The 12,722-nt window shown below is 55.2% G+C and carries 9 protein-coding genes and 1 pseudogene; 8 read left to right on the top strand and 2 right to left on the bottom strand.

The window, feature by feature from the left end:
- Positions 1 to 157: 157 nt before the first annotated feature.
- Positions 158 to 484, top strand: a pseudogene (locus ACYVG7_RS12315) (outer membrane lipoprotein); the annotation flags it as partial.
- Between the two features lie 61 nt (positions 485 to 545).
- Here ACYVG7_RS12315 and ACYVG7_RS12310 read toward each other — a convergent pair.
- Complete coding sequence (locus ACYVG7_RS12310) at positions 546 to 1,874, bottom strand: IS4 family transposase (RefSeq protein ID WP_460883392.1); 1,329 nt, start codon at positions 1,872 to 1,874, stop codon at positions 546 to 548.
- Between the two features lie 118 nt (positions 1,875 to 1,992).
- Positions 1,993 to 2,946 carry a thioredoxin-disulfide reductase gene (gene trxB, locus ACYVG7_RS12305; RefSeq protein ID WP_460883391.1) on the bottom strand — a complete coding sequence of 318 codons (954 nt, stop codon included), beginning with the start codon at positions 2,944 to 2,946 and terminating at the stop codon, positions 1,993 to 1,995.
- A 634-nt stretch (positions 2,947 to 3,580) separates the two neighbouring features.
- Between trxB and lrp the strand changes: the two genes are divergently transcribed.
- The 7 genes from lrp to purF all read left to right on the top strand — a co-directional run bounded on the left by lrp (position 3,581) and on the right by purF (position 12,593).
- Positions 3,581 to 4,072: a leucine-responsive transcriptional regulator Lrp gene (lrp, locus tag ACYVG7_RS12300; protein ID WP_460883390.1), complete on the top strand. Its 492-nt coding sequence runs from the start codon at positions 3,581 to 3,583 to the stop codon at positions 4,070 to 4,072.
- Between the two features lie 175 nt (positions 4,073 to 4,247).
- A complete protein-coding gene (locus ACYVG7_RS12295) occupies positions 4,248 to 6,887 on the top strand; it encodes a DNA translocase FtsK (protein WP_460883389.1) in 2,640 nt (879 codons plus the stop codon).
- 60 nt (positions 6,888 to 6,947) lie between these two features.
- Positions 6,948 to 7,556 carry an outer membrane lipoprotein chaperone LolA gene (lolA, locus tag ACYVG7_RS12290; RefSeq protein WP_460883388.1) on the top strand — a complete coding sequence of 203 codons (609 nt, stop codon included), beginning with the start codon at positions 6,948 to 6,950 and terminating at the stop codon, positions 7,554 to 7,556.
- A complete protein-coding gene (locus ACYVG7_RS12285) occupies positions 7,556 to 8,890 on the top strand; it encodes a replication-associated recombination protein A (RefSeq protein ID WP_460883387.1) in 1,335 nt (444 codons plus the stop codon). Before lolA ends, ACYVG7_RS12285 begins: the two co-directional genes overlap by 1 nt.
- A gap of 229 nt (positions 8,891 to 9,119) precedes the next feature.
- Positions 9,120 to 10,418 (top strand): serine--tRNA ligase, encoded by a 1,299-nt coding sequence (gene serS, locus ACYVG7_RS12280; protein WP_460883386.1) that lies wholly within the window; start codon positions 9,120 to 9,122, stop codon positions 10,416 to 10,418.
- Positions 10,419 to 10,547: 129 nt separating this feature from the next.
- Positions 10,548 to 11,030, top strand: a complete 483-nt coding sequence (locus ACYVG7_RS12275; protein ID WP_460883385.1) for a CvpA family protein — start codon at positions 10,548 to 10,550, stop codon at positions 11,028 to 11,030.
- A 42-nt stretch (positions 11,031 to 11,072) separates the two neighbouring features.
- Positions 11,073 to 12,593, top strand: a complete 1,521-nt coding sequence (gene purF, locus ACYVG7_RS12270; RefSeq protein ID WP_460883384.1) for an amidophosphoribosyltransferase — start codon at positions 11,073 to 11,075, stop codon at positions 12,591 to 12,593.
- Positions 12,594 to 12,722: the final 129 nt, after the last annotated feature.

The raw sequence follows: 12,722 nt of genomic DNA, 5'->3' as shown, positions 1-12,722 counted from the left end.
CCAGACGGTCAACGAACCACGTTGCACCAAGGCTTGGTTGTACTGTTTCCAGTTGCTGATCTTGTGCTTGGACTTGCCCATCTTGCGCTCCCGGTGGTGAACCTAAGAGATCAGATCACCAAACTGCGGGATAGTTCCCTGATTTGAGCAACAACGCCAAACTCAAGTGGTGGAGTCTGAATATAGCGGTTGGAAAACCTTGGGCGGTGCAGTACTGGGGGGCTTAGTCGGTAATCAGTTCGGTAGCGGTCACGGTCGGGAGATAGCGACTGCAGTGGGGGCCTTGGTCGGTGCAGGGGCCACGCAGGCCTGGACGCAACCTCAGAGCCGGGAGTATCAACTGGTGGAGCTCCTCATTCGTGATGAGAAGGGCAAGCTGATCAATGTGATACAAGATTATGATCCGGCGATGGTGTTCATGGCCGGAGACCCGGTCCGGATCCTCTATTTTGATGACGGCGTGCGGGTCGATAAAACCTTTTAAGGCTGTGTAAAACGAGCGGCCATAAAATAAAAAAGGCACACCAAGGTGTAATGCCAGTCAGTTAACGCTGACTGGCATTGTTTTTATTAGGTTTTCTGATTGCATACTTCTGTGGCCTGGCTTTTACACATCGAGGGTAACTTCGCTCTCGTCTCGTTGGTAAGATGAACTGCTCTGCCTGCTTATCCAGCTCGGCCACCCTGGCCGGAACATTACCCGTCGAGACAAACGGCAAACAACTGAGTTCATGGATTAAATAAACCGAGGCCATATGGAAACTCAGCTGACTTGCAGTATAACCATTGAGGCTGGCGGCCATTCTAACCATCTGATATCGCAACAGATTATACGCCAGCGCCAAGCCCCATAATTCCTGCCTTACCCCTTCTGGCTTCTTGCTACGCAGTGTGAGCTCTCTGCCCTGCAGACTCTGTTTCATTTCCCGGTATCCCAGTTCGATTTCCCAGCGATGCATGTATAACTCCACCACATCAGTCGCCGGATATCGCATCGGGTCAGTCATTGAGGTCAGTACTTGCCGCTCCTTGCCATTGATTTGACGGGTTAACAGCCTGGCTTCCAGATAGGACGGTAACTCTGGCCATTTCTTTTTCGCCTGAGGAGTGGTTGCGAGCCGGACTAGTGCATCCTGGCGCCCCAGCTTGGCTATCACCTCGTATTTCGTTCCCTTCTTCAGGGGCAGCAGCCAGTGCCGACAGCTTCCCGCATGTTGCCAGGCATGCAATAAACCTAATGAATAGAATCCCTTATCGAATAGTGTCAGGCTGTTATCCGGCGTATTCGCCACCAGTTGCTCAGCCAATACCATCTCGTTGACTTCGCAAGAGTCCATGACGACCTGGGTCAGCAAATGACTGGTCAACTCCATCTGGCAAAGCATGCGTACCTGGGGGTAACTTTGTACGCCACTGGCGGTCTTGGGTTTGTTAAAGGCGGCAGTATTCTCAGTGGTATCTGGTGTTCGCCACATCACACCATCGACGGCCAGCAATTGCAGGCCTGCCCATGTGGGATGCTCACACTGCTGATGCCACAGGCTAGCCGTCTGGTTAAACACCATTTCGACTGCTTTATCCGAGAGTTTTTGTCGTGCCTGAATAAAGGCACTGGGCACGACAAACGGGCGGTCACCTGGTAGCAGGATGTCGAGCTGATTAGCGAGTTGGGCCATAGGGACATGACGAAACAAGGACATACCGATAATGGCCCATAACACACGCTCCATAGGCATGCGTCTACGGCGCAGGGAAACCGAGCCAGTTTCGGCCAGACAAGTTTGAACCAGCTCAGGAGACAAGAGGTCTGATAGTCCTTCGAATTTGGCGGGGGGGCAGGCATGTATGAAATCGAGAGCTTGTTCAATGCGCATAAAAAAATCCGAAACCCAACAGTGAGTTTCGGATTTTTACACAGCCAGAGGATCGGTCAATGGATCCTTAACTGATCGGCATTACACACCAAGGTGTGCCTTTTCAAATTCCGCTTTTTTAGCGTTGGCTGTCCAGATAACGCTCGGCGTCTAATGCCGCCATACACCCCGTGCCAGCCGAGGTAATGGCTTGACGGTAAATATGATCCGCAACATCGCCTGCGGCAAACACACCTTCCACACTAGTCTGGGTGGCAAAGCCATCGCTGCCGCCCTTGACCTTGAGGTAGCCATCTTTCATCTCCAGCTGATCCTGGAAGATTGCGGTATTCGGGCTGTGACCGATGGCGATGAATACCCCCATGACATCGACTTCGGAGGCTGAACCATCTTTCGTGCTGCGCAGCCGGACACCGGTCACACCCATCTCATCACCCAGGACTTCATCCAGGGTCTGGTTCAGGTGCAGCTTGATGACCCCTTGTTCAACCTTGTCGTGCAGGCGCTGGATCAGAATTTTTTCCGAGCGGAATTCATCACGGCGATGAACGAGATGAACTTCGGAAGCAATATTTGCCAAATAGAGTGCTTCTTCGACAGCGGTATTACCACCACCGATGACCGCCACTTTCTGTTTGCGATAGAAGAAACCGTCGCAGGTGGCACAGGCGGAGACTCCCTTGCCCTTGAAGGCCTCTTCGGATTCCAGGCCCAGATAACGGGCGGATGCTCCGGTTGCGATGATGAGTGCATCACAGCTGTATTCGCCACTGTCACCGCTCAGACGGAACGGTTTTTGCTGCAGGTTGACGCTATGGATATGGTCAAAGACCATCTCGGTATTGAAATGCTCGGCGTGAGCTTTCATCCGCTCCATCAGGCCAGGCCCCGTCAAACCTTCGGCATCACCGGGCCAATTTTCGACTTCGGTGGTGGTGGTGAGCTGGCCGCCTTGCTGCATGCCGGTCAGCAGAACAGGATTGAGGTTCGCCCGGGCGGCATAGACGGCGGCTGTGTAGCCAGCAGGTCCTGACCCCAGGATCAAAAGCTTGGCGTGCTTGATTTGACTCATGCTCGAATTCTCCAGTGAATGACCCATCGATTCTAGGTAAAGGGGGGCAGGGGGTAAAGATCGATAATTCGATTGGGGCAATCGATTTTTCCAACATCAGTCGGGCCGGGCTGGAGCTCATACCGCTTTGCCGGGATGAGGCTACAAGTAGAAAAGCATTTCATGCGGCGATTTGTCGCTGCATAGGCCCCTGTTCCACGGTATCTGGTGTGACCTCTTGGTGGAGTATGCTGCTTTATGCCATTCATCAAGCCAATTCTCTTGAATAATATGCATAAATATGGCAATTGTTAGTTCTGTAGCGTAGCGAGGGAAGGAGTGTTTCTGCTGTCTTACTCCGCCTCTTTCCCATAAACCCTGCCAAACGATGCTGGAGCATCGAGTTGCAGCCGGTGTTTATGGCGGTTTGAAAGGCAGATATGTTGTTTTATTCACCACTGAGTAGTGGATAATTATGCTTCATTGCTGTATTTTTATACCGGTTTTGGCTGCGTACAACGCTTGAATATTGTTATTATAATGTTATATCTAAATATTATAATTTTGAATGTCGGGCGTAGATTGACATTAATTGCTGGTGTAAATATAAAGTCACCAGGTCTTGCTCTAAAAGTTTGTTAAAGGATGGAATAATATGCTGGAAGAGAACAGTCGGCTGAGAGACTTGGACCGGATTGACCGCAATATTCTGAATGAGCTGCAGAAGGATGGCAGAATTTCGAATGTTGAATTGTCCAAGCGTGTGGGCTTGAGTCCAACTCCCTGCCTGGAACGTGTGCGCCGCCTGGAACGCCAGGGTTTTATCGAAGGCTACACGGCAATCCTCAATCCGCATTTTCTGGATGCTTCATTGTTGGTATTCGTCGAGATTACCCTGAATCGGGGTGCTCCGGATGTCTTCGAACAATTCAACAAAGCGGTGCAAACCCTGGAGGAGATTCAGGAGTGTCATCTGGTCTCTGGTGACTTTGACTATCTGCTGAAGACCCGGGTATCGGATATGTCGGCCTATCGTCGTCTGCTGGGCGAGACCTTGCTGCGTTTGCCGGGTGTGAATGACACACGAACCTATGTGGTCATGGAAGAAGTCAAGCAGAGTAATCGCTTGGTGATCTGCACCAAGTGATGCAGATCTGACGCACGCTGAACTTCATGTATAGATATCCAGCAAATGAGCGGCCTGCCGCTCATTTCTTATTTGCATTTGTGCGACCTCTCCCGAGTATAATGTCGCGGCTTGGCACCGCCGTCAGCGACGGTGGCCAGCCCAGGTTTAATTATTCTAAAAAAGGAGTCGGGGTTTGACGGCTAGCAACAAGTTCACACCTATTTCCGGGTTTCAGCGCATTTTCGAAACAGGGCTTATCGTCCTGAGCGTCGGCGCTCTTTTCTTATTGCTGGCCCTATTGACCTATCACCCTGCTGATCCGGGTTGGTCGCAGACCGCATGGGGCGGAAAAGTTCACAACGCCGCAGGCAGTGCTGGTGCCTGGATCGCCGATCTCGCCTTCTTTGTCTTTGGTATCTTTGCCTATCTGATCCCGGCTGTGCTGGTGTTTTTGGGCTGGAGCATATTCTGGCGTCCTTACCGTTTGCTCGAGGTCGACTACCTGGCCCTGGGATTGCGCATTCTCGGCTTCTTGGTGCTGTTCCTGTCCATGTCCGCATTGGGCAGCATGAACTTTACCGATATCTATAACTTCTCCTCCGGTGGTCTGATCGGCGACATGATCTATACCAGCATCTTGCCGGTGCTGGGCGATCTGGGTAGTACGCTGGTCTTGTTGTGTTGTATTGCCGCCGGTATCACGCTGTTTACCGGTTGGTCGTGGATCATGATCGTCGAGAAGATGGGGGAGTGCATCACCGGCTCAGGTCATTTTTTTGCCACGCTACCAACCCGAATTGCTGGTTGGTTTGCCCGCAAGGCCGGTTATCAGCCGATCTCCGATCCCGATGGGTTTGATGAAGAGGACGATGACGAGCTGCCCGTCATGGTTAAACCTGCCGCTGCGGTGAGTGAACCGGTTGCCAAAGCACCGCGTTTTTCCTTCAACCGTCGCCCGGCTCCTGAGCCCGAGCTGGATGATGATGATGAAGATGATTTTGATGAACCCTATATCGCGAGCCCGTCGGCCACGGCAACAACGGGTCGGCGTGAGCCGGTGATGAATTTTTCTGTGACACCAGCGTCTGCATCACCTGCCATTGTAGCCCCATCATCGACCATGCAATCCGCTGTCGCGGCACCGCTTGTAAACAGAGCGGCCCCACAGGCTCCAGTGATGACGGCAGTGGATGACGATGATGAGGAGGAACTGACCTTACCATGGGATAATTCCGCCCAGGCTGCAGTTCCTGATGTCGCCCCTGCTGTGGCACAAACCGCATTGCCACAATCCCTGGCCTCGGCATTGGCGGCGATCAAACCCAAGCCGAAGGTGGAAGGGGATCTGCCATCCGTGAATTTGCTGAATACCCCGCCGGTGAAGACCCAGATGATGTCTGCGGACGAACTGGAGCGGATGGCGCGGTTGGTGGAAGCCAAGTTGGCAGATTACAACGTTCAGGCCCGGGTGGTCGGTTGTTATCCGGGCCCTGTGATTACCCGATTCGAACTGGACTTGGCACCCGGGATGAAGGCCAGCAAGATCACTAGCTTGTCCCGTGACTTGGCTCGTTCACTCTCGGCGGTCAGTGTGCGGGTGGTCGAGGTGATCCCCGGCAAGCCCTACGTGGGCATTGAGTTGCCGAACGCCAAGCGCCAGACCGTGTATATGAAAGAGGTGCTGGATTGCGACCGCTTCCGCAGTGCCGAAAGCCCGTTGACCATGGTGCTGGGTCAGGATATCGCCGGTGAACCTGTGGTGGTCAATCTGGCCAAGATGCCGCACCTGCTGGTGGCGGGTACCACCGGCTCCGGTAAGTCGGTGGGGGTCAACGTGATGATCCTCTCCATGCTGTACAAGGCTTCGCCGGAAGAGCTGCGCTTCATCATGATCGACCCCAAGATGCTGGAGTTGTCGGTCTATGAAGGTATTCCGCACCTGCTGACCGAAGTGGTCACCGATATGAAGGACGCTGCCAATGCCCTGCGCTGGTGTGTTGGAGAGATGGAGCGGCGTTACAAGCTGATGTCGGTGATGGGGGTGCGTAACCTCAAGGGTTACAACACCAAGGTTTCGGCCGCCCATGCCAGTGGCAATCCGATCAAGGATCCGTTCTGGAAGCCGGGCGACTCCTTTGATGCCATTGCGCCGGATCTGGAAAAACTGCCCCAGATTGTTGTGGTCATCGATGAATTTGCCGACATGATGATGATCGTCGGCAAGAAGGTGGAAGAGTTGATTGCTCGTATTGCCCAGAAGGCGCGGGCCGCCGGTATTCACTTGATTCTGGCGACGCAACGACCCTCGGTGGATGTCATCACCGGTCTCATCAAGGCCAATATCCCGACCCGGATTTCGTTCCAGGTCTCTTCCAAGATTGACTCCCGAACCATCCTGGATCAGCAAGGTGCGGAGTCGCTGCTGGGGATGGGGGATATGCTTTATCTGCCCGCGGGCGACAGCACGCCGACCCGGGTGCACGGTGCCTTTGTCGATGATGATGAAGTGCACAAGGTGGTCGCGGATTGGAAGTTGCGTGGTGAGCCGAACTACATTGAGGAAATTCTCAGCGGCGAAATGACCAGCGATACCCTGTTACCGGGCGAGCAGAATGCCGGTAGCGATGAGGAGCTGGATCCACTGTTCGACGAAGCGGTGGCCTTTGTGGTGGAGTCCCGTCGGGGCTCGACCTCCAGCGTGCAGCGCCGTTTCAAGATTGGTTACAACCGTGCGGCACGGATCATTGATCAGATGGAGATGCAGGGCATCGTCAGTCCGCCCGGTAGCAATGGTCAGCGCGACGTACTGGCGCCAGCGCCGATGCGCGATTAACGCGGATGCACGATCAGTCGTATGACCCTGATTCAATCGACCAAGGGAAGAGGATCCACGATGAAGTTTTATAACTGTTTAGCGGTGACCCTGATGCTGATGGCGACCTCGGTAATGGCCGATGATGCCGGAGAGCTGAAGGCCAAACTGGCCAGCGTGAAGTTGTTTTCTGCCCATTTTGAACAGACGGTGTTCGATATTGAAGGCAAGAAATTACAGCAATCCTCAGGCGATATGCTGGTCTCGCGGCCGGATCGTTTCCGCTGGGATACCAAACAGCCGGATGAAAACCTGATTGTCTCCGATGGCTCCGACGTCTGGCTGTACGATCCCTTCGTCGAGCAGGTCTCGGTGATGAAATTGGCGACTGCGGTGCAAAATACGCCCTTCTTGCTGATCACCAGCAGCGATCCCAAACTGTGGGATCGCTACGAAATTCTTAAAGAGGACGACAGCTTTACCGTCACCAGCAAGCAGAAGAATCAGCGCATCGAGTCGTTGCGCATCGTGTTTGATGGCAAATCCCAAATCAGCCGTTTCGAAGTCAATGAAGCCCAGGGCCAGCGCAGCGAATTCCAGCTGAGCCAGGTCAACCAGCATCCGGCGGTCCAGGCGCAGACCTTCCGCTTTACGATTCCGGATGGTGTCACACTCGACGACCAACGCTGATGAGTACCCTGTCACTGGATTTTTCCGCTGATTTCCGACCTCTGGCCGCCCGCATGCGGCCAGAGTGCTTTGAGCACTATATCGGTCAGGAGCATCTGCTGGCGCCGGGCAAGCCGTTGCGTCGTGCCATCGAGGCCGGGCATTGTCATTCGATGATCCTCTGGGGACCACCGGGCACCGGTAAAACTACCCTGGCCGAGCTGATGGCGCATTACTGTCAGGCCGAGGTCGAGCGGGTATCGGCGGTCACCTCCGGGGTCAAAGAGATCCGGGCCGCTATCGACAAGGCGCGGGATAACAAATTTCGTGGCGTGCGGACTCTGTTGTTTGTCGATGAAGTCCATCGCTTCAACAAGAGTCAGCAAGATGCCTTTTTGCCCCATATCGAAGATGGCACCATCACCTTTATCGGTGCCACTACCGAGAATCCCTCGTTTGAGCTGAATAACGCCTTGCTCTCCCGGGCCCGGGTCTATCTGCTCAAGCGTTTGGATGAGACCGCCATCGAAGCCATCATTCGTCAGGCGCTAACCGATCCCCGGGGTCTGGCCCATGAGCCGCTGGAGTTTGCCGAAGGAGTGCTACAGGCACTGGTGCAACTGGTGGATGGCGACGGTCGCAAGGCGCTGAATTATCTGGAGCTGCTCAATGACATGGTCGAGGAGCAGGATGGCCGCAAGCTGATTGATAGACGCTTGCTCGCCGAGGTGACCGGTGAGCGAATGGCCCGGTTTGATAATCAGGGCGACGTCTATTACGACCTGATCTCCGCTGTTCACAAGTCAATCCGGGGTTCTTCTCCCCAGGCGGCTCTTTACTGGTATGCCCGCATTGTGGCGGCCGGTGGTGATCCGCTGTATGTGGCGCGTCGCTTGCTGGCGATAGCCTCCGAAGATGTGGGCAATGCCGACCCACGAGCGATGCAGGTGGCGTTGGCCGCCTGGGATTGTTTTACCCGGGTTGGTCCTGCCGAAGGGGAGCGCGCCATCGCCCAGGCCATCGTCTATCTGGCCTGTGCGCCGAAGAGTAATGCTGTCTATGTCGCCTGGAAGGCGGCGTTGCAGGATGCCAAGCAGCTCACCGATTACGAAGTGCCGGCCCATCTGCGCAATGCGCCGACCCGCTTGATGAGTGAGCTGGGCTACGGGGCCGAGTATCGCTATGCCCATGATGAGCCGGGTGCTTATGCCGCCGGGGAGTGCTTCATGCCGCCGGAGCTGGCTGATCGGCAGTACTACCAACCCAGCGATCGGGGTCTGGAGAAGCAGATTGCCCAGAAGCTGGCGTATCTCGCCGAGCTGGATGCCCAAAGCCCGCGCAAGCGCTATCGCTGATCGCTCATACCCTGACGTCGTGTGGTACGAAAGCCTAATGTACCCTTGGCGCAAGGAATCCTGGCGCCGCCCATGACAGGTAGCGGCGGATTTTGATAGACTCGTTGCCAACTTAAGGTTTGCCCTTGCTCTGGCCCGCGTCACCGCCTTCTGTTGTGTGGCGCGCGAGTTGACCCGGCATCGGTAAGCTCTCTTTCATTACCAAGCAATAACTACAAGCAGGTCAGACATGTTAGATCCCAAATACTTGCGCGCTGATATCATCGAAGCGGCAGAACGGTTGGCTGCCCGGGGGTTCACTCTGGATGTGGCTCGTATCAATGGCCTGGAAGAGCAACGCAAGACGTTGCAAACCCGGACTCAGGAGTTGCAAGCCGAGCGTAACGCCCGTTCCAAAGCGATTGGTGACGCCAAGCGTCGCGGCGAAGATGTCGCACCGCTGATGGCGCAGGTAGGTGAGTTGGGCTCCGAGCTGGACGACTGCAAACGTAAACAGGATGAAGTACTGGCCGAGCTAGAGGCCCTGGCTCTGGCTATTCCGAACCTGCCCCATGACTCGGTGCCCGCCGGTAAGGATGAGAGCGACAACGTCGAAGTCCGCCGTTGGGGTACGCCGCGTCAATTCGAATTCGAACCCAAGGATCATGTGGCCTTGGGTGAAGGTGTCAAAGGCATCGATTTTGCCACCGCCACCAAGATTTCCGGCTCCCGCTTTGTGGTGATGCAGGGGCAAATTGCCCGCATGCACCGCGCGTTGGCGCAATTCATGCTCGACTTGCATACCCAGCAACACGGCTATACCGAATGCTACGTGCCTTATCTGGTCAATGCCGACAGTCTGCAGGGTACCGGTCAGCTGCCGAAGTTCTATAACGATCTGTTCCATACCGCCATCACGGGCGAAGGCGACGAAGAGGGCAAGGTCAAGAAGTTCTCCCTGATCCCGACTGCCGAAGTGCCGCTGACCAATATAGTGCGCGATACCATCACCGAGGAAAAAGATCTGCCCCTGAAGCTGACCGCCCACAGCCCCTGCTTCCGCTCCGAAGCTGGCTCTTACGGTCGCGATACCCGGGGTCTGATCCGTATGCACCAGTTCGACAAGGTCGAGATGGTCCAGCTGGTCAGCCCTGAAACCTCCTGGGATGCCCTCGAAGAGATGGTGGGGCATGCCGAGAAGGTGCTGCAACTGCTGGGGCTGCCGTATCGGGTCATCACCCTGTGCACCGGGGACATGGGCTTCTCGGCGGCCAAGACCTACGATCTGGAAGTCTGGCTGCCGGCGCAGAATACTTATCGCGAGATTTCATCCTGCTCCAACTGTGCCGATTTCCAGGCGCGCCGGATGCAGGCTCGGGTACGGGGTGCCGATGGCAAGCCGACTCTGCTGCACACTCTGAATGGTTCCGGTTTGGCTGTGGGACGCACCTTGGTGGCTGTGCTGGAAAACTACCAGCAGGCCGATGGACGCATTGAAGTCCCCGAGGTATTGCGCTCTTACATGGGTGGTTTGACCCACATCGGGTAAGTGATGATATCGGGGCCGCTTTTGCGGCCCCGATTCGTTTACCAAGCTGCGCAGCACCGCTTTTTCACAAGCAATGCGCAATCGTTTTTGCTAGAATGCGCCGCAATTTTAGTGGCCCGTGGAGTGTCTGTGGTCTGGATTGATTTCGCTATCCTGGCTGTGATCGGCTTGTCTTCTCTCATCAGCCTGATCCGTGGCTTCGTCAAGGAAGCCCTCTCATTGTTGACCTGGTTCGCGGCGTTTTTTGTGGCCAGCAACTTCTACGGCGATCTGGCCGTATTCTTCACCTCCATCTCCGATTCGCTGATCCGCAATGGTGTCGCCATTGTGGTGTTGTTTGTCGCCACTTTGATTTTGGGCTCTATCGTCAACTATGTGATTGCGACTCTGGTCGACAAGACCGGACTCTCGGGTACCGATCGCATGCTGGGCATCTGTTTTGGCGCCATCCGCGGCGTGCTGATTGTCAGCGCCCTGCTATTTTTTATGGACACCTTTACCAGCGCGCACAGCGCGGTCTGGTGGCAAAAATCCGTCCTCATTCCGGAATTTGGTGTGGTCGTGAACTGGTTTTTCGAGTTTATGAAAAGCTCATCAAGTTTCATTAAATGATCCGTTTTATTCAGTAACTAGTGACCTCGAGGTAACAAGGACATGTGTGGTATCGTCGGTATAGTGGGCACCACCCCGGTTAATCAGGCCCTTTATGATGCGTTGACCGTGTTGCAACACCGTGGCCAGGATGCTGCTGGCATCGTGACCATCGCAGATGGGAATTTCAAACAACGCAAGGCGAATGGTCTGGTCAAGGATGTGTTCGAGATCCGGCACATGCAGCGATTGAAAGGCAACATGGGCATTGGCCATGTCCGTTATCCCACCGCTGGTAGCTCCAGCGCCGCCGAAGCCCAGCCGTTCTACGTCAACTCGCCGTTCGGCATTACGCTGGCGCACAACGGTAACCTGACCAATGCCAAGGATCTGCGCGAACAGCAGAGCAAATTGGCCCGCCGTCACATCAACACCACCTCTGATTCTGAAGTGTTGTTAAACGTTTTCGCTCATGAGCTGGAGCGGGCCGTGGATATGCCGCTGCGTCCGGATGATGTGTTTGCTGCCGTCAGCCGTGTGCACCGTCAGGTGCGCGGTGCCTATGCGGTGGTGGCGCTCATCATCGGTCATGGCATGGTCGCGTTCCGTGATCAGAACGGGATCCGTCCGCTGGTGCTGGGGCGTCGTCTGAATGACGATGGTACCCAGGAGTACATGGTGGCCTCCGAAAGCGTGGCGCTGGATATCCTGGGCTTCGAGCTGATGCGTGATGTTGCCCCCGGTGAGGCGATCTACATCAGCCAGGAAGGCGAGCTGACCAGCCGTCAGTGCGCCGATAATCCCAAGCTGTGCCCCTGTATTTTCGAATATGTCTACTTTGCCCGTCCGGACTCTTTCATCGATCAGGTCTCTGTTTATGCCGCGCGCGTGCACATGGGACAGATGCTGGGTGAGAAGATCAAACGGGAATGGGCCGATCTGGATATCGATGTGGTCATCCCGATCCCGGAAACCTCCTGCGATATCGCTCTGGAGATCGCCCAGCGCCTGAACAAACCCTACCGTCAGGGCTTTGTGAAGAACCGCTACATTGGCCGGACCTTCATTATGCCGGGGCAGACCCAGCGCAAGAAGTCGGTGCGCAGCAAGCTCAATGCCATCTCCTCCGAGTTCAAGGGCAAGAAGGTACTGCTGGTGGATGACTCCATAGTGCGTGGCACCACCTCGGGTCAGATCATCGATATGGCCCGTGAAGCCGGTGCTGCCAAAGTCTACTTTGCCTCGGCCGCACCCGAAATTCGCTTCCCGAACGTCTATGGTATCGATATGCCGACCAGCAACGAGCTGATCGCCTATGGCCGGGACGTGAGTGAAATCTGCACCCTGATCGGTGCCGATGGCCTGATCTTCCAGGACCTGGCAGATCTGGAAGCGGCAGTACGTGAAGGCAATCCGGCGCTGACCCAGTTTGAAACCTCGGTGTTCAGCGGCCAATATGTCACCGGCGACGTGGATCAAGCCTACCTCGACTTCCTGAATTCCCTGCGCAACGACGATGCCAAGGCGGTTCGCGAGTGGAACGAAGGGGTTGCCGATCTGGAGATGTATAACGGCGAGAACTAAGGTTCTTGGCTTTAGACCAGGTGATACAAGAAGAGCGGCGGAGGCCGTAATGCCGATCAGTTAAGGATCCATTGACCGATCCTCAGGCTGTGTAAAAATCCGAAACTCACGGTTGGGTTTCGGTTTTTT

The sequence above is a fragment of the Pseudaeromonas pectinilytica genome (genome assembly GCF_054780855.1).
The sequence above is the reverse complement of the archived record's forward strand: the minus strand, read 5'-3'. Positions and strand labels throughout refer to the sequence as shown.

Excerpts from the sequence above, each read along its gene's own strand:
- trxB (WP_460883391.1), bottom strand. The coding sequence starts at position 2,946 with ATGAGTCAAATCAAGCACGCCAAGCTTTTGATCCTGGGGTCAGGACCT.
- serS (WP_460883386.1), top strand. The coding sequence starts at position 9,120 with ATGTTAGATCCCAAATACTTGCGCGCTGATATCATCGAAGCGGCAGAA.
- lrp (WP_460883390.1), top strand. The coding sequence starts at position 3,581 with ATGCTGGAAGAGAACAGTCGGCTGAGAGACTTGGACCGGATTGACCGC.
- ACYVG7_RS12285 (WP_460883387.1), top strand. The coding sequence starts at position 7,556 with ATGAGTACCCTGTCACTGGATTTTTCCGCTGATTTCCGACCTCTGGCC.
- purF (WP_460883384.1), top strand. The coding sequence starts at position 11,073 with ATGTGTGGTATCGTCGGTATAGTGGGCACCACCCCGGTTAATCAGGCC.
- lolA (WP_460883388.1), top strand. The coding sequence starts at position 6,948 with ATGAAGTTTTATAACTGTTTAGCGGTGACCCTGATGCTGATGGCGACC.
- ACYVG7_RS12310 (WP_460883392.1), bottom strand. The coding sequence starts at position 1,874 with ATGCGCATTGAACAAGCTCTCGATTTCATACATGCCTGCCCCCCCGCC.